Here is a 23,852-nt window from a genome sequence, read left to right as displayed (position 1 = left end):
TGGGCGACGCCAGCCGGTTCGGGCCTGGTTTGCACGCTTCCCCAACAGGGCGGACGTTGAATGGCGCTACCAGATGCGGTTTAATACGGATTGTCGTTTCTTTTTACGCGGACGTTCTGGTTCGCGTCATCACGTTCCAGGAGTGGTCCCTATGTCAGCGGTTGTTTCCCCCAATCTTCTTGCTGAAGTTCAGCAGTTTCTCGACGGCACGACCAAGTGCGGCTTCGTCGGCGGACAAGACGTCAAGTCTTCCAACGGGGAAACGTTCACCACTTCGGACCCCGGGTCGGGCGCGCCGCTAGCCGACGTCTACGCGATGCAGGCAGACGACGTCGACCGCGCGATCGACGTCGCTCGGGACGCCTTTAAAAAGGCCGCTTGGGCGCGGCTGCAGCAGAACGAACGGAGTGCGTTGCTGCATCGATTGGCCGACGCGGTCGAAGCGAAAAAGAACGTGATCGCACAGATTGAATCGCTGGATGCCGGAAAGATCGAAGCCCAGGCCCAAGGCGACGTCCAGAACTTCGTCGACACGATCCGCTATTTTGCCGATCTCGCCCTTCACACCCAACGCCGAAACACGCTGGCCGTCGCGCGACACGAAGCCTGGACGATGCGTCAGCCTTGGGGTGTGTGTGCTTTCATCTTCCCGTGGAACTTCCCCTTCCTGTTGATTGGCTGGGGAATCGCTCCGGCACTGGCTGCGGGAAACACGGTCGTGATCAAACCGGCGGAAGATACTCCGCTGTCGGCGATCTATCTGGCGCAGCTGGCCAAAGAAGCGGGCATTCCCGACGGCGTGATCAATGTGATTACGGGAACCGGGCCAGTCGCCGGTGCGGCGTTGACGCAAAGCACTAAAATCGAACGGATGAGTTTTACCGGTTCGCCCGAAGTCGGCCGGATGGTTGGCGAAGCTTGCGGTCGTAACTTGGTCCCCGTGAAACTGGAACTTGGCGGCAAAGGGGCTGCGGTTTTGTTCGACGACGTCGACGTCGCTCAAACGGCCGATAAGCTGGTCGGCGCGATCACCTTCCATGCCGGCCAGGTCTGCTGCGACGCGACCCGTTGGATCGTCCATCGCGACATCTACGATCAATTTGTCGACGCGTGCGTCGATCGATTGCAGAAGGTGAAGATCGGTTACCAATTGGATGGCGGCAGCCAGATGGGCCCCGTGGTTAGTGCCAAGCAACGCGAACGCGTGCTCGGCTACCTGACCAAAGGGGAAGCCGAAGGTGCCCAGTGCATTCTTCCCGGTGGCGCTGCCGAGGTCGAAGGTTATTCCGGCCACTTCGTGAAGCCGGCGTTGATGGCCGGTTCCCTGGACAACATCGCCGCTCAAGAGGAGATCTTTGGCCCGGTCGCCTACCTGTCGAAGTTTGGATCGGAAGAGGAAGCGATCGAGATGGCGAACTACACGCAATACGGTTTGGCGAACAGCGTGTGGACCAATGACATGAGTCGCGCCGCCCGCGTCGCCGAAGAACTAAGCGCGGCGAACAGCTGGATCAACGCCCACAACGTCTTCGCGCATGGCGTGCCCTACGGTGGGGTTCACAAGAGCGGATTGGGCGGCGGCGTCCTGTCGGTTGAAACGCTGTACGATTACTGGCGCAACATCTCGGTCGTCCGACCACTCTAAACGCCGATCGCTCGGGCGTCAGGTTCACCGCGGGGCATCGCCCCGCGGGTCTCGGAGATGCGTTTCACTAGATTGCAAACGCGTTTCGTCTTAGAAGCTGAAGTTGGCTGCGTCTTCAGCGGGGGCGGCGTGGTAGCCGTAAGGTTCCATGCTGGCACCGGCGCGGCCTTGGCTGAGGCTACGGATCGCTGACGAATATCCGAACAATTCCTTCAGCGGTGCGTGTGCGATAATCGTCGTCATCATGCCTCGCGATTCGGTCTTGGCGATGATCGCGCGACGCTGTTGCAGGTCGCCAACAATGTCGCCCATGTAATCGTCGGGCGTGGTGATCTCGAGTCGCATCAACGGCTCCAGCAGTACGGGGCCCGCTTGTTTGAGTCCCTGTTCGAAAGCGTCGCTCGCGGCGATTCGGAAGGCGACATCATCGCTTCCCTCTTCGGCCGCCTCGGCGCCCAGAACGCGAACCCGCACTCCGCTGAGCGGGAAGCCGGCGATGTGTCCGCCCCCTTCCAAGCGGTGTTTCAATTCATCGATTACGATCGGCCGGAACTCATCGGGTAGCCCGCCATCGGGTGGGCAATTGTCCAGAACGATCGCCGTTGCCGAAGGATCGTCCAACGGTTCGACGTTGATCTTCACGCGGGCAAACATCTGGTTGGCGCCGATCTGACGATTGCAAACGCCCACGACTTCCGCCTTGCCACCGATCGTCTCGCGGTAATTCACGCGCGGCTTGTAGAATTTGACCTTCAGGCCAAAGTCGCGGGTCAGTCGGTGCTGGATGACCTCCAGGTGCAATTCGCCCATCCCGCTAATCAACGTCTGGCCGGTCTCTTCGTTTTCTTTGGCGTCGAACGTTGGATCCTGACGCTTAAACATCTCCAACGTCTCGCTTAACTTCTTCTTTTCGGCGGTGTTCTCTGGCTCGATCGCCATCGAGATCACCGTGTTTGCAAAGGTGATGCTTGGCAGTTCGATGATCTCACGGGTGTCGCAGATCGTATCGCCGGTGATGGCAAAACGTGGACCGATCATGCAGACGATATCTCCGGCACCGACCGATTCAATCTGTCCGTCACGCTCTTTTTTGGAAGCATGCAGCTGCCACAATTGAGCGATGTTTTCTTTCTTGTCGCGGTTGGGAACGTAGCCCCGCGAGTTCTGTTTGAGTGTTCCGCTGTACAGGCGAATCCAGTAGTTGTCTCCTGTTTTTGCTGGCAGGATCTTGAACACTAGGCCGCACATCGGTTCCGACAAATCAGGCTTCCGTGAAATGATCACGTCGGGCTTTTTGGGATCGATGCCCGTTACGGGGGGCCGGTCCAGCGGGCTCGGCAGGTAATGTCCGACAGCGTCGAGAACCGGCTGCACGCCGATCCCGTGCAACGCCGAACCGCACATCACCGGCTGGATCTCGCCACGAATGCACGATTCTCGGATCGCCGCGCGGATCATGTCGGTGGTGATCTCTTGCTCGTTCATCGCCCGTTCCATCAGATCGCTGCTGAACCCGTACAAGGTCTCGAGCAGTTGTTCGCGATAGACTTCGACATCGTCGACCATCTCTTCGGGGATCTCTTGGATCTGAACCTGCTTGCCTTCGGATTGCGGATCAAACTGCAGGAACTTGCGTTCGATCAGGTCGATCATGCCGCGAAAAGGATTGTTGGTGTGGGCCGGGCCGATGCCCACAGGGATCTGAATGGCGACGGGCGTCGCGTCGAGGCGAGGACCGATGTCATCGAGGACGGCGTAGAAGTCGGCTCCCTCGCGATCGAGCTTGTTGATGAAAACAACGCGTGGGACGCCGTATTTGTTCGCTTGACGCCAGACGGTTTCGCTTTGAGCTTCGACCCCTTCGCGTGCGCTGAACACGACCACCGCACCATCGAGCACACGCAGGCAGCGTTCAACTTCGGCGGTGAAGTCGACGTGGCCGGGAGTGTCCAGCAGGTTGACGTCGTAATTACCCCACTTCAACTTGACGCAAGCCGAATAGATCGTGATGCCACGCTCTTGTTCTTCGGCGTCGTCGTCGGTGTCGGTGGTCCCCGAATCGACGCGGCCGACACGATGCTTCATCCCGCTGACGTACAACATCCGTTCCGTCACGGTCGTCTTGCCAGCATCGATGTGGGCGATGATCCCGATATTGCGAATTTGTGCAAGCTTAGACATGACGAGATCTGATCAGGGTGTTTGGGGGGGGGAGTGGTTCACACGAAAAAAGCCGCAGACCAACGAAGGCGTGCGGCTTTATCGAAAAGGGTTGCGATGGCAATACTACCAAGCAAAGTGAGCGAACGCCTTGTTCGCGTCAGCCATGCGGTGCGTGTTTTCACGCTTGGTGTAGGCCGTGCCTTCTTTGTTGTATGCCGCCAAGAATTCGTCGGCCAATTTCATGTGGGTTGGACGACCCTTCTTGTCGCGAATCGCGGCCAAGATCCAACGGAACGCCAATGCTTGCTGACGCGAGCGATTGACCTGCATAGGCACTTGGTACGACGCACCACCGACCCGCTTGCTGCGAACTTCGATGTGTGGCTTGACGTTTTCGATCGCTTGCTCAAAAACCTCGAAGGGTTCCAGATCCGCCTTGCGTCGCTTGATTTCTTCAAGCGAGTCGTAGAACACGTTCAAAGCGACAGTCTTCTTGCCGTCATGCATCAGGTTGTTGACGAACTTGCTGACAAGCACCGAGTTGAACCGGGGGTCAGGCTTTAACTGCGAACGGCTGGCGGTAATACGTCCCATGGAGGTCTCTAAACTGGATTCGGTGAACTGCGGTATAAAAATTTAGGCACAAACGAATGGCTGCCCGCGGCTAATCGAAGCGGCGGGCAACGGGTTCGTTTTCGCAAAACTAGCTCTTCTTCGCACCATAACGGCTGCGAGCTTGCTTTCGTCCGTCCACGCCCAAAGTATCGCGAGCACCGCGAACAACTTGGTAGCGAACACCCGGGAGATCGCGAACGCGGCCGCCGCGAACCAGCACGATCGAGTGCTCTTGCAGGTTGTGGCCTTCGCCGGGAATGTAAACGGTGACTTCTTTGCCATTGCTCAAGCGAACACGGGTGATCTTACGAAGAGCCGAGTTTGGCTTCTTAGGCGTCATCGTGCGCACTTGCAAGCAAACGCCCTGGCGTTGTGGACATTTTTCCAAAACGGGAGCCTTGCTGACTTTCTTCGACAGCTTGCGACGCTTTCGTACTAATTGGTTGATCGTTGGCATTCGTTATATTTCCGCGAGCCGAGCGCAATAGCAATGAGTTAAAAGGTGAATTTTGATCGCTTAGTATCCATCTTCGGATCGCCCCGTCAAGGGCTTTCAGCGGCAAATCGCTGTCGAAGTCGATGAATCGGCTGAATTCAATCGCCTTCGCTCCGCGGACGAACCCTCTCGCGAACCGCCAATAGTTGCTTTTCTTGAGCTTCGCAGCTCGCCGTCGGCAGTTCGTTGGGGTGTCAAAAACGCTGATAAAGCTATAGCCCTTTGCGGGCTGCCTTCAACGCACTGGCAAAAATCAAATCGAACCCGTCCTGCGCGTTGCGCCACACAAAACGGTTAATCGTCAGCTGCTGGCAGAAAGCAACGGATTTCCATTTTATGGAAGCCCGCCGGTGCGTTAGGCTTAAACTATATCGTCGGTTGATCGCGATCGCCTTAATCATAAGGGGGCGTTCGCGATTTAAGTAGGTCGCCTCCGCGGAATTGCGGGTTGCGGCGTTTTCGCCCCACGGAGCACCCCATGCATCGATGGCTCATCCTTTTAATGGCTTCCGGTTTTGCCGAGGTCTGCCCGGCCGACGTCGTTTATCTCCGGGGCGGTGGCAGCCTCTCGGGAACCGTCAAACCGCTCGAAATCGGAAAACAGAAGGTGATCGTCGTCGATATCGGCAACGGGATTCAAGTTTCCATGACCCAAGGTGAGGTCGCCCGGATCGACCGCGAGGATGATCTAATCGCCCAATACCAGGCCCAACGCGTCGCCGCGGCGGACAAAGCGGACGCGCACTGGGAACTGGCGCGATGGTGCAAAGCGAATTCCCTGCTGCCGCAGTACGATCGGCAGGTCCGGCACGTGATTCGCCTGGACCCGCAACACGCCACCGCGCGGGCCTCGTTGGGGTACACGTCGGTCAACGGTAAGTGGGTCTTGCACGATGAATTGCAACGCTCCCAAGGACTGGTGCACCATCAGGGCAAATGGAAAGTGCCCGCGGATGTGGCGATGACCGAAGCCGAAGAGGAGCTAGAAATTCAGCAGAAGCAATGGATTCAAACGATCAAGCGGCTTCGCGGCCGCGTGCTCAAAGGGGGCAAATCGGGAGACGAATCGCTGACCGAGCTCGCTGCGATCGAAGATCCCATCGCATCGGCGGCGATCGGCAGCCTGTTGGTTCAACGCGAGGATCCCGACCAAGTTCGCATGCTGTGGGTCAAGCTGCTCTCGAAATGGGAGACCGCCGAAGCGGCCGATGCGCTGATCATGGCAAGTTTGTTCGATCCCGAACCGGCGATCCGCGAAGCCTGTCTCGATCGGCTGGAACAGTTTGCCAAGACGCGAGCGGTGAACACCTACGTTGCAATGCTGCGCGACAACGACAACAAAAAGGTTCGCATCGCTGCCAACGCCCTGATGGCGATGAAGGACCCGCGATCGATCCTGCCGCTGACCGACGCCTTGGTGACCACGCACAAATCAAAGACCGGAGGCGGGCCGAGCATGAACTCCAGCTTCGACCGCAGCGGTGGCGGGGGCGGTGGTTTTTCGTTTGGGGGCGGGAAAGAAAAGATTGTCGAACAGAAGGTTCGCAATCCGCCGGTGCTGTCGGCGCTGATGACGCTCGCCCCGGACGCCGATTACCAATACGATGCGGAGCGATGGCGTCAGCACTTTTCGCGGCAGATGGCCGAGGTCTCCTACGACCTCCGCCGCGATCCCTAAACATCGAACTCGGCAGTACTGCGACTAAGGAGTCTCTTGTTTCCAGTCGCGCCACAACCAACGGAGTGATTCGGGCAGGATCGCTCCGCCATGTTTTCCGTTGTGTCCGCCGGTACCGTATTCAAATTTGTAGTCGTACTTTTTGTAGGCCAGCGATTTCGCCATCTCTTGGTTTGCCAGTGGCCAGTTGCCGTGGTCGTTATCGAGATCGCCCGATCCATCTTGCAGGAAGACGCGAATCGGTTTGACGGGTGTCTTGCGAATCAACGCTTCGCAGTTGTGACCGCCGCGAATGTTGACGAAGCTGCCGACGTGGCTCAGCACTTTGCCAAACGCATCGGGACGCTCCCACGCCGCGGTGAAGGCACAGATCCCGCCGGAGCTGATGCCGCCGATCGCACGCAGCTTGGGATTGTCGGTGATCTTGTATTGCTTGCTCACTTCCGGCAGGATCTCTTCCAACAGCAGCCGCGAATAATCGGCCGACAGCGTGTCGTATTCAAAGCTGCGATTCGATGGTGTCGGTTTCCAACCACGCTTCTCGGGCAGTTCCTTCTTTGTGCCCGGATCGATCATCACGGCGATCGTGACCGGCATCGATCCGTCGTGAATCAAGTTGTCGAAAACCGTAGGTACCCGGAAATCGCCCGTCAACGATTCGTAGGCGTGCCCATCCTGAAAGACCATCAGCGCCGCTGGCTGGCTGCCGTCGTATTGCGCCGGAACGTAGACGCTGTAGCGACGCTTCGTCCCTTCAAAAACCTTGCTCTTATCCCAGACGTGTTGGGTTACCGTGCCTTGAGGAACGCCCTCGCGAGGCATCGAATCGGGGCCGTGCTTGTATTGCGAATCATCGCCGCGGGCGGTCCCCACGATGCAAAGGCTGAACAAAAGGAGAGCAAAGCTGCGGTACGTCATGATGGAAAAACCTGTAGGAACGAGATGGGGAGGGGCCGACGCCAATCGGCCCCGCGAGTCGGAACGCCCGGTGGGCAAATGGCAGATTATAGCGACTCGGATGCCAACATTTCTTCGACAAAAGGTCGAACATCTTTGGCGTAAGTGAACCCGGCGTCGTCCCCCGCATCGACAAACCGCTTGGTCAGCTTTCCATCGGCGGCGTAGATAAAGACCGCGGGAATCGAATCGAGTTCCAGCGTTTCGTAGATATCGCTGTCGGCGGTGGTCGACAGGTAATTTGCCGTCGTCGCCTTCTGCGATTTCAAAAACGCAGTGACCGCGTCGCTATAGGTTTCCGGCGGCTTCGACTTGATCCCGATGTAATCGATGCAGACCGAGATGCAGCGAATCTTCTCGCCATGTGCATCGTGCAGTTCGACCAAACCGTGGAACTCCTGCATGCAGGGGGCACAGGCGGTGCTCCAGATGTCGACCACGACCGGCTTGCCCGCCGCAGCGATCTCTTTTTCGATCGCCGGCCAATCGGCGAGGGTCAATTCGACGGCAGCTTCGTCTGACGCAGCCGCTTCATCGCCGGCGTCCTGCGACGTCGCTTCCTGCGAGGTCGCCGCCGAATCGGTGTCTGCCGACTTGCCCGCGATCTTCGAATCACATCCCGCCAGGATCAAGAGAGTACAGCCAACAGCACACAACAGCATTCGCAAATTCATCGATCGATAGTTCCTGAAGGAGGGAGAAAACGGAAGGCGTGAACTCTGCAGGTGGCGTCCGTCACCACCCGCCAGAGGCTCCTCGATTGTCATCCTTTCCGCACCCGGCTGCAACAAGTTAAATCAGCAGGCAACGGGGCTCTCCATCCTCGTGAGGCCCGCCCGGCAGCTCAAGCCCCGCGTTTGCAAGCCAATAATCACCAGAATGATTCATTGACATGTCGCAATATTACGATATATTAGTGGTAGCCAGTGAGGAGATGAAATGGCCACAGCCAAAAAACAAACGAAACCGCGCGGCAGCGTGCAAGATTTTTCCGCGGCAGCGGAATGCTTGAAGACCCTCGCCCATCCGGTTCGCCTGCGGATCGTGCAGATGTTATTGCATGGCCGCTACACCGTGGGCGAATTGGCCGCGGATTGCGAGATCCCTGACAACGTCGGCTCGGAACACCTGCGCCTGTTACAGCGCTGCGGGTTCTTAGACAGCCAACGCGAAGGACGCCGCGTCTACTACAGTGTTGCCGAACCGCACCTTTCACAATTGATGGCCTGTATCGAAGGGCGTTTCCTGAGCGAATAGCCAACGGAAGAAACGAGAATCGATACGCGTCTCTTATTTAAGTAAACACATCGTCAACTTGCGACATTACGAACAATAGTCCAATTGTCCACCTTTTGGGAGATCTAGAAATGAAATCGATCGAAGTCACTCAGCTATCGAAATTGCAAAACAATGGCGACGTCGAATTGATCGACGTGCGGATGCCCAGCGAATTTCGCAGCGTGCACGCGGCCGGAGCGCGCAACGTGCCACTCGACTCATTGGATCCGAGCTCCGTTTTTGCAGACCGTAACGGATCGCGAGACCAGCCGCTGTATGTGATCTGCCAAGGAGGCAATCGTTCGACGAAAGCCTGTCAGAAGTTCATCGACGCCGGTTTCGAAAACATCGTCAACGTCGAGGGAGGAACCACGGCTTGGAACCAAGCGGGGCTGCCGGTCGTCCACGGCAAGAAGACGTTGCCGTTGATGCAGCAGGTGCAACTGACCGCCGGTTCCCTGGTGCTTCTCGGGGCCGTGTTGGGCTACTTTGTCCATCCCTACTTCATCGGCCTGTCCGCCTTTGTTGGTGCCGGACTGATGTTCGCCGGCGCGACAGGCACCTGTGGCATGGCGTCGATGCTCGGCAAGATGCCTTGGAATCAGTACGCCGGTGGTGGATCGTGTTCGGTATGATCACCGGCGACCTGCGAGTGGTTTAAATGCAATACCGCTCAACGAAGCGTAGTGGACGAGGCTACGAGTCCTTTTGCATGCATCAGACCAAATCGCCAAATCGCTGGGACTCGTAACCTCGTCCACTACATCCTCCGCTCATTCTTGCGACGGTCCGAGGCTCCTTCGTTGAACGGTATTGAGTTTAAATGGATAGGCATCTGCTTTGGGCAGGTGTTTGAGGGCAGAGCATCGAATCGTTAAGGCTGTCGAAGTATTGGAGACGTTGATGAAGATCGTGATCATTGGTGGTGTCGCCGGTGGGGCATCGGCTGCGGCCCGCGCCCGCCGACTGGACGAAAACGCGGAGATCGTCGTGCTGGAGCGAGGGGAGCATCCGTCGTTTGCAAACTGCGGCCTTCCCTATTACGTCGGCGGCAAGATTCAGTCGCGCGACAAACTGCTGGTCGCGCCAGTGAAGATGCTCCGCGACCGGCTGCGCCTGGACGTTCGCACTCGCAGCGAAGCGATTCAAATCGACCGCGAGGCGCACCAAGTTCGGGTTCGCAATCTCGACACCGGAAAGGAAACCAGCGAGTCGTACGACAAATTGATCATTGCGACCGGAGCTTCTCCGTTCCGGCCGCCGATCCCGGGCGTTGATGGTTCGCGAGTCCTCGAATTGCGCGACTTGAAAGATGCCGATCGGATGCACGCTTTGGCGACATCGGGATCGAAGCGAGCGGTGATCCTGGGGGCGGGATTTATTGGCATCGAGATCGCAGAGAATTTGGTCCGCCGCGGGATCGCCGTCACGATCCTCGAACTGGCCGACCAGATCCTGCCTCCTTGGGACTGCGAGATGATCGGGCCGATCGACGCCCACATGCGGCAGCAGGGTGTCGACATCCGACTGGGGCTTTCGGTGGAAAGCTTCGAAGAGACATCCACGGGCCTGCGCGTTCAACTGACCTCGGGCGAGACCTTGGACGCTGACTTTGCCGCCGTCTGCATCGGCGTTCGTCCCGAGAGCAAACTGGCTGCCGAAGCGGGCATCGTCTGCGGCCCTCGCGGTGGGATCCAAACGACCGCGCACATGCAGACCAACGATCCGGACATCTACGCGGTGGGAGACGTTGTCGAAGTCGAGTGCTTCGTTTCCAAGACGCCGGTGCAGATACCGCTTGCTGGCCCGGCAAATCGGCAGGGACGGATCGCTGCGGATCACATCTTCGGCCGCGATTCGAAGTACCGCGGAACGCAAGGGACAGCGATCGTCGGGGTTTTTGAAAAGACGGCGGCGATGACGGGGCTGAGCGAAAAGATTCTGCAGCGGATCGGGACGTCCTACGAAAAAGTTTACATTCACCCCGCCGATCACGCGGGCTATTATCCCGGTGCCGAAGGGATGACGTTGAAACTGATCTTCGATCCCGACACGGGCAAGGTCTTGGGAGCTCAAGCCGTTGGCAGCAGCGGGGTCGACAAACGGATCGATATCGTCGCGATGGCGATTCAGGCGGGCATGACGGTCGACGATCTGGAAGAGGTCGAACTCTGTTACGCGCCGCAGTACGGACACGCCAAAGATCCGATCAACATGGCTGGCTTTGTTGCCGCGGGAGTCGTTCGTGGCGACCAACCGATCGTACACGCCGACGCGTCGCTCGCTGAATCGCAGGAGGCGAATTTTCTGTTGGATGTTCGCAGCGAAGCCGAATTTGCGTCGGGGCACATTCCCGCTGCGACCAACGTTCCGCTGGAATCGCTGCGCGAGCGAATCGCCGAACTGCCGCGCGATCGTCGGATCGTCGCTTATTGCAAAGTCGGGCAACGCGGATACATGGCGACGCGGATCTTGATGCAACATGGATTCGACGTCGCCAACTTAAGCGGCGGGTATACTTCTTGGCTAGCCGCGAATCCATCGGCCACCACCTGAGCCAAGGCGCCGATCGTTCCATTAAATTTCCCAACCCTCGCATGCCGTAAGATTTCCATGTATCGCAACTTCACAACTCTCCTGATCGTCTCGCTGATGTTGCTTGCGTTCGACGCGCCTTCGGCATCAGCTCAACTGAGTAACCTCTTCGGCTTCGGCCCCAAAGTGCCGACGATCAGCACCGCCGAACTGAACCAAGAACTCGCCGCGCAGCGCGATGCGGAAGCGAAATCGCTGGCCGCCGGGACCGACGCCCCGGTTCCCAGGTTTGTTGTGGTCGACGTCCGCAGCGAAGCGGAGGTCAACGTCTCGGTGATCCCGGGAGCGATCACCAAGGCCGAATACGAAAAGAACCGTCAACAATATCAAGGCCGAACCGTGATCTCCTACTGCACCGTCGGCGGCCGCAGCGGCAAGTACGCGGCACAACTGGCCAAGGAGGGCGTCGACGTGAAAAACTACAAGGGAAGCATCTTGAAGTGGGTCGACGCCAAGCTGCCGTTGGTGACGCTGGAAGGTCAACCGACCAACCGCGTCCACACCTACAGCGACCGATATAGTGTTCCCGCGGAATACGAACAGGTGACCAAGTGAGCCCGAAGCTCGACGATGCGCCAACCAAGAACATCGTTCTGCTGGGGATGGGGCACACCAATGCCGACATCGCCCATCGCTGGCAGGAGGATCCGATTCCGGGCTGCCGCCTGACCTGCATCAGCAAGTTTCCGACGGCGACCTATTCGGGGATGCTGCCGGGGACGTTAGGGAAGCAATTCGGCGACGATGAGATGCGGATCGATCTGGCCAGCCTAGCCCAACGCGCCGGAGCCGATCTCGTTTTGGCCGACACCAGCGGACTCGATCTCGATGCCGGCCAGATCCACTTTCACGATCACGCTTCGATTCCCTTCGACCTGCTCTCGATCGGCGTTGGTTCGATGCCGGCGGGTTGGGCCGAACACGCTGATTCGCCTCTGATGGTTCCGATCAAACCGATGCAGACCTTTCTGCAACGGCTCGACGCGCGACTGCACTCCGCTTCGCGATCGGCCAGCGCACCGCTGCGCGTTGCAGTCGTGGGCGGCGGCGTCGCCAGCGTCGAGATCGCGTGCTGTCTGCAGACGCGGGCTGGCAAGAGCGACAATAACGGCCCCTTGGCCATCGAAATCTTCACCAGCAGCGCGCGTGTTGCCGATGGGATGACGCCGCGCAGTGTCGATCGAATCGAGCGGCTTCTAAAACGCCGCGGGATTACCGTCCAAAGGTCGCGTCGCGTCGTCGAGGTCGGCGAGCGCGATCTGGCGACCGACGATGGCCAACGCCACGCCGCCGACTGCGTGATCTGGGCGACCGGCGCGGCCGCTCCGCCGGTGTTGCAGCAGCTCGGCCTGCAGACCGACGACCGCGGCTTCATCGCCACCGCGGCGACACTTCAGTCGCTGACCGATCCACGAATTTTTGCCGTCGGCGATGCGGGGACGATCCTCGCCTCGCCAGTTCCGAAAGCGGGAGTCTATGCGGTTCGGCAGTGCCCGGTGTTATGGGACAACTTCAATGCGTCGATCGCTGGCAAACCGTTGCACGAATTCCATCCGCAATCCGACTTCCTGAAGATACTCAATACCGGCGATGGCAAGGCCCTGTTGGAGTTCGGTCGCTGGACCGCCCACAGCCGCTGGTGCTGGTGGTTAAAAACATGGATCGATCGGCGGTTCGTACAAAACTTCCAGCGTCCCAACTAACGATTCCGCGTGTTTGTTTAGCGACCGCTCAGCGGCGCGGCGTAAGCACCCCAACACGCGACGATTTACCGTACTGCGAACACTTGGGCCGATCCGAGTGATCGCCTATGCTAGACCTATCGGCGAACCACAGACTAAACCCCGCTAAACTTTTGCAACGAAGGATACCCAAAATGACTCGAATCGAAACGTTGAAGAACCTGCAGACCGCTCTTTCGATGGAACTGACCGCGACGCATCAGTACCAATTGCACGCGGGGGTTCTGGACGACTGGGGCATGGACCGTTTGGCGACGAAGATGCGTCAAGAGATGCAAGAAGAGATCGGGCACTCGGATGAATACATGGCTCGAATCCTGTTCTTGAACGGGGAGCCCGAACTGGCCCTACAGAAGACACCCGTCGTGGCCCATTCGCTCAAAGAGATGTTCGAATTGGACCTGGCCGATGAACAAGAGGCGATCGGTTTTTATTCCGCCGCGGCGCAGAAAGCTGCCGAAGAAGGGGATCTTGGATCGCGAATGCTGTTCGAACGGATCGCGATCGATGAAGAGGGACACATCGGTTGGCTCGAGCTGCAACTGAGTCTGCTGGACCGAATGGGCGAACCCGCTTACATCGCGAAACACATGTCGGTCGAAGGGGAAGACGAAAACCACTGATCGTGGAAGTCGCTTTGGGGCAAGCGACGCCGCTTGCCATCAGTGCTTGATCTGAAACGGGGCCAACTGCCCCGTGGCAGCTTGCCAGTCGACCGTTTTGTCGCGGATGTTCCCCGACATCGATTGATCGATTCGGCGAAGCAATTCTTTTAAGTCGCCAATGCTTCCTTCGGCGACCATTTGCACTCGGCGGTCGGGCAAGTTCTGCACCCAACCGGTCACGCTCAGTCCGTCGGCTTGTTCGCAGGCGTTGTAGCGAAAGCCGACGCCTTGGACGTGACCGCTGTAAAAGACTTCGATTCGTTCCATCGTTTGGACTCAACCAGGAAGCGGGGAGTCAGCACATCAGCTTCCCCGCTGTAAATGAATTCGACGCGTTCCATCGTTTGGACTCGATCGCTTGGCGGGACGTTAAGCTTTGTTGCGTCCCAAGATCACGATACACATGTCGTCGAACTGGGGCGCGTTGCCCGCGAATTTGGAAATCTCCGATAGAATCCGTTCGCCAATTTGTTCGGGCTTACCGCCAGCAAGTACCGCTGCTCGGACGCGTTCCATACCAAATTCATCGTCGTTGATGTCCATCGCTTCGTTGATGCCGTCGGTATACATCACCGCAAGTTCGCCCGGCTGGATTGGAAGCGTGATTCGTTCGTATTCGAAGCCATCCATGACGGCGATGGGAACGCCCGATTCCTCTTCCCCTGGCTCGCTCAGTTCTCCATTGGGAGACAATACAATCGGCGGCATGTGCCCCGCGTTGACGATTGTCATCGTGTGGGATTTGGGGTCCAGGACGACTAACAGGAACGTAACGAATTGTTCGACCGGCAGCGCGCACATTCGCTCATTCAGTTTATCGATAGCCGTTGCCGGATCGGGTTCGCTGGCCAGGCAAAATCGCGTCTCGGCGGACAGTTTGGCCATGTACATCGCCGCGGCGACGCCGTGGCCGACGACATCGGCGACGATGATCCCGACGCGTCCTTCACCGAGGTCGACGTAATCGAAGTAGTCACCACCGATGTGATGGGCGGCGCGATAGAAGCTGTGGAATTCGTAGCCCTCGACATCCGGCGGGGACATCGGCAGGAAGGCGTGTTGGACATCGTTGGCCAATCGCAGGTCTTGTTCCACAGATTGCTGTTGGAGTGCGTTTTCATGCAGTTTCGCGTTGTGAATCGCAACACCCGCCTGAGTCGCGACGGACGAAAGCAGATCGATATCGATCGCATTGAAACGATTCTTCTGATCCATCGTGTCGATCTGTAGGGCACCAAAGGCCTTTCCATCGCTGTCGATCAGCGGAGCGCAGATCATCGAACGGATGCGGAAGTCGGCGATCGACTCGCTCATTTCAAAACGTTCATCGCTGGCCGCGTCCAACGAAATCATCGGCGTCCCTTCGTTCATCACCTGGCGGATGATGGTCCGACTGATCCGCACGGTCCCCTCTTCTCCCTTGTTTCGATTTTGCGCCCAACGCGGTACCAATTTGCCTTCGGGCGTTTCCAGCACGATGAAGCCGCGATCGGCTTGCGGGAAGATCCGGAACAAACTTTCCAGTGTCGCTGGCAGCACCTCGTCGAGAACCAATTGCCCGCCGAGGGAACGCGAGATATCTAACAGGGCGCGAAGCTTGGCATCGGTGCCGGCGTCGAGTCGGACGACGCCGCTGCTGTCCTTCTGTACTTCGACATGTCCGCTGGACGAATCGAGTTCCGAATCGTCTGCATCATCGTCGACCAAGACGACCCCAAAGCCGCTGCCGGCGGGATCTTTCAGCAGGCCGGCGGTCGATTCGGGGCCCATGAAGCCGGGTTGCTCTCCGGTATGAAAGCTGAATTCGACCTCGCAGATCCGAATCTGATCGCCTTCGCGGAGCGTGTGCAGGCCGCTGATCAGTTGTCCATTAACAAACGTACCGTTGCGGCTCTTGAGATCTTCCAGCTGGATCGAATCGTCCGACCGAACGATTTTTGCATGATGTCGACTGACCGCCCCAACTTCGACCACGACTTTGCATTCGGGATGGCGACCGATGATGATTTCGCCTGGCGGGATTTCGTGCCGCGCCCCTTTGGAGGGCCCTGAGATAGTACTTAAGAACGCCATGAATGCTCCGACGCTAAAATGCGAACATGAAACGACCGCATTTTAGTCCTTGGCGAACGACGATGCACCAGGGGATTGGGAATCGGCCGCGGTAGCTCAAGATTCGGCAGGAGTCCGCACCAAAGCGTTCAATGCCTGATAGGAATGGGACAACATTTCGTCGTAATCCAGATTCTCGATTGCCTCGCCAATCAGTTCCAATTCGAAACTGCCGTCGTAGCCTGCGTCTTCGAAGCATTCGACGATCGCGGCCAAGTTTTGTTTCCCATCGCCCAACAGCAGTCGATCCTGTTCGCCCATCGGCACGTGGGCGGCATCGCACAGTTGCACCAGACGTACCAGGGGAGCGATTTCGGGCAACCACTGGAACAAATTGGGATCGTGTCCCAGATGGTACGAATCGAAGACCAAGCCCAGCCCGGGCCAGCTGATCTCGCCGATGGCGTCGATCGTGTTTTGGATGTTGTTCAGGAAGCAGCCCTGCGTACCGGCACCCAGATGCATCGGTTCGATCGCGACGTCCAAATGCAATGCTGCAGCCGCTTCGCAAACTTCGGTGAGTGCCTGTCGCAACAGACGTCGCGAGTGCGATCCGGTGTGGTTGTTGCGATCGCCGGAAACGACGATTAGGCATTCGGCTCCCAATTGAGCCGCCAGATCGACGGCATCCAAAGCGTCGTGGATGCTGTCGTTGAAGCTGCGGCCGTCGCCGCCGGTGAAGCCTCCGGCCCAGCCGACCGAAGAGACGCGAAGCCCGTTTTCTTGCAGCAGCTCAGCTCCTTTTTCGGTGCCGTATTCCGCCAACTTGGCCCGCCAGATTCCGATCGCATCAAAGCCGTGCTTCGCATACGCGAAGACATCTTCTTCAAACGACCATCGGTAGGTCGACAACTCATTGACGGAAAGTTTAGGCATAATTTCGTCGTGACGCTAAGGCGGCGTATGTGTTGTGAAGTTCCGAAGATCTTTACATTCGTGCGGCGGACAGTATGCCGGGGAATGAATATCTTGTAAAGAAACATCTGGCATTGAATCGGACAACGGCGAAAAATAACGACTTCGCAGAAACGATGATATTGCAATTTGCAGGACGCCTTGAAATTGCTATCGCTCGAAATTGTTCGAGTTTGTTTTCCCCGCGTCGGGGACGTCATTGCAAGCTTCCGACCCACCACCGAACCGAAAGTCAGTTCGCCGATGAGACTCTTCGCAGGCACACCCTTCGACATCCCACCAACATGCGACCGCTGTGGCGAACTCGAACAAGATTGCGCGTGCCCACCCTTGCCCCCTCCCAAACTCGATCCGAAAAAACAGACGGCGCGATTGATGACCGAGAAGCGAAAACGCGGCAAAGTGGTCACGTTGGTCAAAGGTCTGCCCGCCGAAGGCAACGACTTGCCTGCGCTGCTTACCCAACTGAAGTCGCGGTGCGGTGCTGGCGGCACGATCAAAGATGATCAGTTGGAGCTCCAGGGCGATCACCTGGAGACGGTCCGTCGCGTGTTGGCGGAAATCGGATACCGCATCAAAGGCTAGGAAGGTTTTCGGTTTTCCGTCGCTTGGATCGTCACGGCTGCGGATCGATCGAGACCTTCACCGTCGCCACGCGAAGCTGCGCTGGTTCGGGTTGCCAGGATTCGATGAACCGCCACTGACCGCCTTGCAAACCCGAATCCGTGGCAATCAACAAGCTCTTGGGAATCGATTCATCCAACACCGCCGATTGCGCATCGGCGGCGATCGCGATGCTCTCTTGGTCGACGTCCAGTAGCGCGACAAACAGCTTGCGTTGTTGACCCGCTTTTTCGATCGTGAATGGAAAATGGGGCTCCTGACTACGAGCCGCCTGCCAACCGGCCGTCTCGACAGCGGCCTGCACGTCGGCCAATTCGACGTCCAAGCCGACCGAAGGATCCAACGACAGCGAACGCAGCGCTAGGACAATCTCTTGAGAAACGATCTCGTTGTCCATCTGTGACGCCTGCTGCAAACTCTCGCGCGCTTCTTTGGTCTTGCCCAATCGCGCCAGCGACATCCCGCGATTCAACCAGGCTCGCGAATTCGAATCGTCCAACGCAAGCGATCGGTCGTAGTCGGCGATCGCCGCGGCGTATTGTTTCTGTTCCAAGTGGAGGTTGCCGCGCATGAAGTATCCAGCCGCATCGGGTTCCAACTGAATCGCGCGGTCGAAGTCTTGCATCGCGGCGGCGAAATCTCCGGTATCATGAAACGCCAAACCACGATTTTTGTAACCCAAGACAAACTTTGGCGAACGTGAAAGGACGTCGCCAAAGTCGGCGATCGCCTGCTCAAAGCGTCCGTACTGGGCGTGCAATACCGCCCGGTTGTTGTAGGCCTCGACGTAACCAGGGTTTGCTTGGATCGCGGCATCGTAATCGACCAGTGCCCGTTCGCCATCGCCGGTCCGTTCGTGCGCCAGTCCACGCAGGTACAAGGCTTGAGCATTTTGAGGCTGTGATTCCAGCAACCGATCAAACACGGCGATCGCTTCGCCGGGACGCTGCGCATCGGAGAGGTACTGGCCACGCTGTAGCATTTCCGCAGGCGTCAGGTCTCCGCCACCGCATCCCAGCAAAACGGTAAACGGGAGAGCCAACAGGGGGCTCCACCGCCAAGCGTTGGGACGCGGGGGATGCCGGTGAAAACGGGATTTCGATTCGAACATGGTGACGTTAGTGCGGGCGGTTGTGGGAGGTGAGCGAGAAAATTTTGTCGCCAGAATCATCCAAGGATTCCGAGGTCGAATCGGCGGGCGGTTGAGGGGGAATTTCCTGCCCCACGCCCCGCGCGGCATCCAGGGCGCCGCGAATCCGTGCGAACGAAGCGGGGATCGGGATCCCGATCGTGCGACCATCTTCGGACGTGGCTTGGGCGACCTGATTGGGTTCGACCAAGACGACGAAAATCGAATCCTCGCGCTCGTCCAATTGCGATCGCCAGAACCGCAATTCGCTGGCCGGCATCTGGTATCCGTTGCACATGATGCAGCGCGGCTTGAGCACGTTGTAGACTTCGATCGTTTCGGGCCAGGCGTCTAGGCCGATGCAACGGTAACCACACGATTCGAGAGCGCGGATCAAACTGCAACGGCGTTTGGCGGAACGTTCCACAAACAGAACCATGTTGTCGCGATCATTTTCGCTAAGCATCGTCTTCACTTTCTTGATGGGTTTCGCTGTCGTGCGAACCGTGTTGCGGGAGGCCTCGGACGCGTCTGACGTTGGCACTGCAGCCGCTTGGGTATCGTGATCGGTGGTCGAAACGCTTGCAAGTTGCAAGGTAGATGTCGAAGTGGTTTTGCCGCCTGCCACTGCGTCCAACTTGGGCGTGGGAATGCTCAAATGGGCTGGTCGTTCGGTCGCGATCGGGCTTGCAACGTCATCGACGATTGACTCATTGTCCGATGCCGGCAGGAGCGGGGCGCTGTCGAACGGAGCCTGTCGCGATCCGCTGCGCGACCATCCGATGGCCTGCGACGCAGCTTGCAATCCGCGATTCAAAAACGCCGTCGGCACAAAGCTCAAATAACTAAAGACCATAATCCAAGCGAATGGCCACAGCCCCAGAAACAGTCCGATCCCCGCGTGCATTCCCAGGCCAAGACTCAACACGATCCATCGCAACGATCGGTTCCAGACGAGAAATGAAAACGAAATCTCCCAAGCCCAAGTGCCGATCGTCAGGATCTGGTACAGCCACGGGACGTAGGCGAGCCAGGTGAGGCTTGCCTGCTGGTGCTCATAATTCGATGCGATCCACCAGACGGCTTCCCCCGAGACCCACGAAGCGCCTTGCAGTTTAGAGATCCCCGCCCACAGATAGATCAGACACAAATGCACCTGAACCATCCGCATGGTCAATCGCGCCGCCGAGGACAACGGAACGGGAACGTCCTGCAATCCATGACGCTTTATCGCGCGACGACGCCACCAATGATCGACAGACAGCCGGTCACCACACGGCCCGAAACAGAGATACAGCAGCCACGCGGCGGTGACTTGATCCAATCCAAATTGCACCATCGGGACGCGGTTGGCGTAGGAGATGCAAATCAGTAGCGCCGCGAATTTCGTTACGCGCGTGAACAGACCGATTGTAAATGCAGCGACGACGAACATCGCGACCGCATGCGCCATCCATAACCGTTGGTCGGGGATCCACCACCAAAATGAAAACGCCCACTGGCCGCGTTGGATCTGGCTCACCAGTTCGGCCGATTGCCAGCCGGTCTCACTGCTGAAAAACGCCGCCAGGTCCAGCGACCAAATCGACAACGTGTACAGCAGCACCAGCCCCGTCAGGATTCGCAGCAGCGCGATGCCGATCGGATCCTCGGGTTGATACCAAAATTGTTGCCAGGCGTCGCGAATCGCAAACCATCGACCGCGAACGTTGGCGATCAATCGCTGCGCGGTGCGCTGTGCCATTTAAATTCGCCAAGCCATAGTTCGTTGTAAGTGATCGGATCGTCGATCGCGCGGCCGGCGCGAACTTGATCGGGAGTCGACAATTCATGCTGAACTTGAGACATCGTGACGGCGGTGGCCTGTTGTTGCCGGGCGATCTGGGCGGCAAAGCTGTGGACGATCAACGGCTTCAAATCGGGACGGGCCCGAAACAACGCGGCCATCTGTTCGGTCAACAGGAAGTGACGATGGTACCGCAGCCGCGGGGAGAGCTGTCGATCGGGCAAGCGGTTCCAATCCGAGGAACCATCGCTGCGCGTCGCCTCGTAGCTGAGCAAGGTCGCGCCGCCCGGATCGGGGGCAAAGAAGTGGTAGCCGTGATTGAGGTACAAAGCCTGCAAGTATCCGCTGCACATCCGCCACGCGCTACGTGCCAAGGCGGGGGACGGAGGAATCGAGGCGGGCGCGGTGCAGACCGCGAAGAAATGGAAAACGATCCAACCGTTCAAGAGGATGATGCCGGTTCGTTTGAAGATCGATCGCACAGGTACTCGAATTCGACGCGACCTTGCGACTCCGGGTTGACCATCCATTTTGGGTATTGCTTAAAAACTCCCACAGCCGTCCCGTTCGGGAGGCCATGGTGCACCGCCATCCTAATCAGGCCTTCGGGAATCGGGAAGACTGTAACCTCAATGTCCCCCTTGACGGGTGGTTTGGGTGTTGCGTCGGTTGCAACTGAAATGCTGACATTGCCGGTTTCGCTGAATTCTTCGGTTTGCCAAGTCCGATTAATGACTGTTGAGCCGTGCTCCGGGGGGGCTGGTTGCTGACGAAGTCCATCCATCATCGGGATCCCAAATGAGCTTGCTGCCGGTCTCCACGCCACGGACAGCCGATGCGCTGACGCAGCAGCGCTTGATTCGCCAGCTGAACTATGACAGCCTGACGCTCGAAAATCTGTACACCCAGCTGAGCACGGGGCAGCGCGTCAATACGCTCAGCGACGATCCTTCGGCGGCGATTTCAGCGGTTTCCCTGCAGGCCTCCCAGGAATATTCCGCGACGATGCTCCGCAATGCGCAATCGGCCGAGGGCTATCTGAACGTCACCGACACGGTTTCGGCGACGATCGACAATGCACTCATCGAAGCGCAAGGCACGATCATCGCCGGTGCGCAGGATCCGTTGGGGGATGCCGAACGCGATGCGTATGCGCAAAGCCTGTCATTGACGATCGATCGATTGATCACGGCCGCGAATCAGAGCTATCGTGGGCACTACGTCTTGGGCGGTGCGATCGATCAAACGGCTCCGCTAGCACGCGAGGAGGATTTTGTTGTGTGGTCGGGGACGTCGGCGGTGCAGTCGACGCAGATCAGTAAAGATTGGTTGTTGGAGACTGGGATCAATGCACAGCAGTCGTTGGGCGTGGGGGCGTCGATCGCGTCGAGCGTCGATCTCGACGCGGCGGTCACGCGTGACACGCCACTGTCGAAGCTTTACGGCGGCAAGGGCGTTGTACCGAGCGTGATTCGGGCCAGCGGCGGGGATGGTTGGACCGATATCGATCTTCGCGCGGCCAAGACGGTTGGCGATTTGCAAGATGCACTCAACAGTGTTTCGTTGGAAGGCCGCGATCTCAGTGTGACGCTTTCGGCGACGGGAATTTCGGTCGACTATGCCGATGGTCTTGGGGGAACGCTTTCGATCGATGACGTCGGCGAAGGCAAGACGGCCGACCTGTTGGGGATCCGCAATCCGCAGGGCTACAACGGGCTGCCATTGGTTTCTCACAACTTAAATCCGGCGATCACCGGTGCAGTGAAGTTGACGGACGTCGCGGGGGGGGCTGGGATCGATGTCAGTGCTGGAATCCAGATCGATCAAGGCAGTCGCACCTTTACGGTCGACCTGAGCCTGGCCGAAACGATCGAAGACGTGGTGGTGGCGATCAATCTTTCGGGAGCCGATGTCAAGGCATCGATCAATCAAAGCACGGGCAAGCTGCAGATCGCGGGGCTCGCCGATGGGGTCGATTATTCGATCGGGGAAAATGGGGGCAACGCCGCGGCGCAACTTGGTTTGCGAACCGCGACAACGGCAACCAAACTGAGCGAACTCAATCGCGGGCTGGGATTTGAGGCCACCGGCGGCACCGACCTAACGATTTCCCGAACCGATGGAAGTGAGTTGGAGATCGACGTCGATGGGGCGTCGACGATCGCCGACGTGATCGATCGAATCAACAACCATGTCGACAATCTCGGTCCCAATGCGGTCACGGCTTCGCTGCGGACCGACGGCAACGGAATCCAGTTGCAAAGCATCGCGGGAACTTCGACGTTGACCGTCGGCCAACCTGCGGGGAGTAGTCTGGGCGAGGCCCTGGGGTTGATAGCGCCCGGCAGCACCGAAACCACCGCGATCGACGAGGCGGGAAACGCGGTGATCCGCGGCAGCGACTACAAGCCTGTCGAAACCGGCAGCACGTTAGATACGTTGCTTCGGATGCAAACCGCGATTCAGGCGGGGGACATTCCCGAAATCACGCGGCTGGCGCCGAGGATGGATCAACATCTGCAACAATCGGTGCAGATGCGGGCGGAAGTGGGTTCACGCGTTCAAAATCTGGACAACGTGCGGCAGCAGACCGAAGAGCTGTCGATCGAATTGGCAGCCCAGTTGTCGAACCAAATCGATGCCGACTTCGCGTCGGTGATCAGCGAAATGACGGCCCGCCAACAGGCGATGCAGGCCAGTTTGCAGGTAACCGCGCAGATTTCGCAGTTAACCGTATTGAACTTCCTTTAACAGATTTTCCAATGTTGGCGATTGAAATTGCCGAAAACTAGGAACAGCGACCCTAGGGAATCGGTCCGATTGGGCGTTGCGAAGACCGCTTGCGTTGCCTCTTAGGAGACGACGAGCGTTGCAGCGAATGCCCCGCGGAATATTCCTTTGCAGGCAATTTCGCGAGTCGCTTCCCGCACACCACAAACCTCACGTTTTGGGAATCGCAGTCATGCGTATCAACACCAGCCGCTTCGGAACGCTCGATCTGGCAGAAAACGAACTGTTCAATTTCCCTCAAGGATTGATCGGTCTCGAATCGCTAAAGGTTTGGTGCTTGGTTCCCGATCCGACCAGCCCCGCAGTGGCTTGGCTGCAATCGGTCTCGCGAGCGACGCAAGCCGTCGCAGTGATCAGCCCCCGAGCGTTTGTCGAAAACTATCGCGCTTGCGTCTCGTCGCGCGACCTGGGAACGCTGCAGATTCGACCTCAAGATCGCACCTACATCGTGACCACCGTCGCCGGCCATGTCGGCCGCCTGACCACCAACTTGCAAGCACCGATCGTGATCAACCTCGATCGCCAACTCGGTTGCCAAGTCGTCGCGACCGACGATCAACCGCTCCGCTTTGCTCTGCACATCGCGTTCGAACACCGCGCCGCGGCGTAACGCGTCCATGAGCCTGCCTGCCGCCGCGCCCCGGCGGTGAGGACTTGCTCGC

23 protein-coding genes are annotated in these 23,852 nt (G+C 58.3%); 11 read left to right on the top strand and 12 right to left on the bottom strand.

All coding sequences use genetic code 11. The annotated features are described in order from the left end of the window. Positions 1–151 precede the first annotated feature (151 nt). Positions 152–1,645, top strand: coding sequence for an aldehyde dehydrogenase family protein (locus Poly24_RS20210; RefSeq protein WP_145099795.1), 1,494 nt, complete (start codon positions 152–154; stop codon positions 1,643–1,645). Positions 1,646–1,735: 90 nt separating this feature from the next. Here the strand turns inward: Poly24_RS20210 and fusA are convergent, their stop codons facing one another. The 3 genes from fusA to rpsL form a co-directional block, all read right to left on the bottom strand. Continuing rightward, complete coding sequence (gene fusA / locus Poly24_RS20205; RefSeq protein WP_145099792.1) at positions 1,736–3,826, bottom strand: elongation factor G; 2,091 nt, start codon at positions 3,824–3,826, stop codon at positions 1,736–1,738. A 105-nt stretch (positions 3,827–3,931) separates the two neighbouring features. Then, a complete protein-coding gene (rpsG, locus tag Poly24_RS20200) occupies positions 3,932–4,402 on the bottom strand; it encodes a 30S ribosomal protein S7 (RefSeq protein WP_145099789.1) in 471 nt (156 codons plus the stop codon). A gap of 109 nt (positions 4,403–4,511) precedes the next feature. Further along, positions 4,512–4,880, bottom strand: coding sequence for a 30S ribosomal protein S12 (rpsL, locus tag Poly24_RS20195; protein WP_145099786.1), 369 nt, complete (start codon positions 4,878–4,880; stop codon positions 4,512–4,514). Between the two features lie 517 nt (positions 4,881–5,397). Here rpsL and Poly24_RS20190 point away from each other — a divergent pair. Next, a complete protein-coding gene (locus Poly24_RS20190) occupies positions 5,398–6,597 on the top strand; it encodes a HEAT repeat domain-containing protein (protein WP_145099783.1) in 1,200 nt (399 codons plus the stop codon). 24 nt (positions 6,598–6,621) lie between these two features. On the opposite strand, the gene Poly24_RS20185 is transcribed toward Poly24_RS20190, so the two are convergent. Further along, a complete protein-coding gene (locus Poly24_RS20185; RefSeq protein WP_145099780.1) occupies positions 6,622–7,515 on the bottom strand; it encodes an alpha/beta hydrolase in 894 nt (297 codons plus the stop codon). A gap of 86 nt (positions 7,516–7,601) precedes the next feature. Then, positions 7,602–8,228 carry a TlpA family protein disulfide reductase gene (locus tag Poly24_RS20180; protein ID WP_145099777.1) on the bottom strand — a complete coding sequence of 209 codons (627 nt, stop codon included), beginning with the start codon at positions 8,226–8,228 and terminating at the stop codon, positions 7,602–7,604. A gap of 265 nt (positions 8,229–8,493) precedes the next feature. Between Poly24_RS20180 and Poly24_RS20175 the strand changes: the two genes are divergently transcribed. The 6 genes from Poly24_RS20175 to Poly24_RS20150 all read left to right on the top strand — a co-directional run bounded on the left by Poly24_RS20175 (position 8,494) and on the right by Poly24_RS20150 (position 13,792). Further along, positions 8,494–8,811: an ArsR/SmtB family transcription factor gene (locus Poly24_RS20175; RefSeq protein ID WP_145099774.1), complete on the top strand. Its 318-nt coding sequence runs from the start codon at positions 8,494–8,496 to the stop codon at positions 8,809–8,811. Positions 8,812–8,921: 110 nt separating this feature from the next. Continuing rightward, on the top strand, positions 8,922–9,467 hold the full coding sequence (locus tag Poly24_RS20170) for a rhodanese-like domain-containing protein (RefSeq protein ID WP_145099771.1): 546 nt from the start codon (positions 8,922–8,924) through the stop codon (positions 9,465–9,467). A gap of 268 nt (positions 9,468–9,735) precedes the next feature. Beyond that, the gene (locus Poly24_RS20165) at positions 9,736–11,388 is read left to right on the top strand and encodes an FAD-dependent oxidoreductase (RefSeq protein WP_145099768.1); all 1,653 of its coding nucleotides are present in this window, start codon (positions 9,736–9,738) and stop codon (positions 11,386–11,388) included. A gap of 57 nt (positions 11,389–11,445) precedes the next feature. After that, positions 11,446–11,982 carry a rhodanese-like domain-containing protein gene (locus Poly24_RS20160; protein ID WP_145099765.1) on the top strand — a complete coding sequence of 179 codons (537 nt, stop codon included), beginning with the start codon at positions 11,446–11,448 and terminating at the stop codon, positions 11,980–11,982. After that, the gene (locus tag Poly24_RS20155) at positions 11,979–13,130 is read left to right on the top strand and encodes an FAD-dependent oxidoreductase (RefSeq protein ID WP_231753246.1); all 1,152 of its coding nucleotides are present in this window, start codon (positions 11,979–11,981) and stop codon (positions 13,128–13,130) included. The genes Poly24_RS20160 and Poly24_RS20155 overlap by 4 nt, the downstream gene beginning before the upstream one ends. Before the next feature lie 173 nt (positions 13,131–13,303). After that, positions 13,304–13,792: a bacterioferritin gene (locus Poly24_RS20150; RefSeq protein ID WP_145099762.1), complete on the top strand. Its 489-nt coding sequence runs from the start codon at positions 13,304–13,306 to the stop codon at positions 13,790–13,792. Between the two features lie 39 nt (positions 13,793–13,831). Here the strand turns inward: Poly24_RS20150 and Poly24_RS20145 are convergent, their stop codons facing one another. The 3 genes from Poly24_RS20145 to Poly24_RS20135 form a co-directional block, all read right to left on the bottom strand. Beyond that, the gene (locus Poly24_RS20145; protein ID WP_145099759.1) at positions 13,832–14,101 is read right to left on the bottom strand and encodes an acylphosphatase; all 270 of its coding nucleotides are present in this window, start codon (positions 14,099–14,101) and stop codon (positions 13,832–13,834) included. Positions 14,102–14,203: 102 nt separating this feature from the next. After that, entirely contained in the window at positions 14,204–15,907 is a 1,704-nt protein-coding gene (locus Poly24_RS20140) for a SpoIIE family protein phosphatase (protein WP_145099756.1), read from the bottom strand. Between the two features lie 96 nt (positions 15,908–16,003). Next, positions 16,004–16,822 (bottom strand): sugar phosphate isomerase/epimerase family protein, encoded by an 819-nt coding sequence (locus Poly24_RS20135; RefSeq protein WP_145099753.1) that lies wholly within the window; start codon positions 16,820–16,822, stop codon positions 16,004–16,006. A 282-nt stretch (positions 16,823–17,104) separates the two neighbouring features. Between Poly24_RS20135 and Poly24_RS20130 the strand changes: the two genes are divergently transcribed. Continuing rightward, positions 17,105–17,446 (top strand): translation initiation factor, encoded by a 342-nt coding sequence (locus Poly24_RS20130; RefSeq protein ID WP_145099750.1) that lies wholly within the window; start codon positions 17,105–17,107, stop codon positions 17,444–17,446. A 31-nt stretch (positions 17,447–17,477) separates the two neighbouring features. Here Poly24_RS20130 and Poly24_RS20125 read toward each other — a convergent pair whose 3' ends face one another. The 4 genes from Poly24_RS20125 to Poly24_RS20115 all read right to left on the bottom strand — a co-directional run bounded on the left by Poly24_RS20125 (position 17,478) and on the right by Poly24_RS20115 (position 21,187). Continuing rightward, entirely contained in the window at positions 17,478–18,527 is a 1,050-nt protein-coding gene (locus tag Poly24_RS20125; RefSeq protein ID WP_197452047.1) for a tetratricopeptide repeat protein, read from the bottom strand. A 76-nt stretch (positions 18,528–18,603) separates the two neighbouring features. Further along, entirely contained in the window at positions 18,604–20,358 is a 1,755-nt protein-coding gene (locus Poly24_RS27160; RefSeq protein ID WP_197452046.1) for an HTTM domain-containing protein, read from the bottom strand. Next, a complete protein-coding gene (locus tag Poly24_RS20120) occupies positions 20,331–20,846 on the bottom strand; it encodes a hypothetical protein (RefSeq protein WP_231753245.1) in 516 nt (171 codons plus the stop codon). Before Poly24_RS20120 ends, Poly24_RS27160 begins: the two co-directional genes overlap by 28 nt. Further along, positions 20,843–21,187 carry a hypothetical protein gene (locus tag Poly24_RS20115; RefSeq protein WP_145099741.1) on the bottom strand — a complete coding sequence of 115 codons (345 nt, stop codon included), beginning with the start codon at positions 21,185–21,187 and terminating at the stop codon, positions 20,843–20,845. The genes Poly24_RS20120 and Poly24_RS20115 overlap by 4 nt, the downstream gene beginning before the upstream one ends. A gap of 11 nt (positions 21,188–21,198) precedes the next feature. Between Poly24_RS20115 and Poly24_RS20110 the strand changes: the two genes are divergently transcribed. Beyond that, on the top strand, positions 21,199–23,151 hold the full coding sequence (locus tag Poly24_RS20110; RefSeq protein ID WP_145099738.1) for a flagellin hook IN motif-containing protein: 1,953 nt from the start codon (positions 21,199–21,201) through the stop codon (positions 23,149–23,151). A gap of 211 nt (positions 23,152–23,362) precedes the next feature. After that, the gene (gene fliW, locus Poly24_RS20105; RefSeq protein WP_145122901.1) at positions 23,363–23,800 is read left to right on the top strand and encodes a flagellar assembly protein FliW; all 438 of its coding nucleotides are present in this window, start codon (positions 23,363–23,365) and stop codon (positions 23,798–23,800) included. The last annotated feature ends 52 nt before the right edge of the window (positions 23,801–23,852 follow it).

The sequence above is a fragment of the Rosistilla carotiformis genome, from assembly GCF_007753095.1.
GTDB classification, from domain to species: Bacteria; Planctomycetota; Planctomycetia; order Pirellulales; family Pirellulaceae; genus Rosistilla; species Rosistilla carotiformis.
Note: the sequence above shows the minus strand (reverse complement) of the source record. Positions and strands in the feature narration are given on the sequence as shown.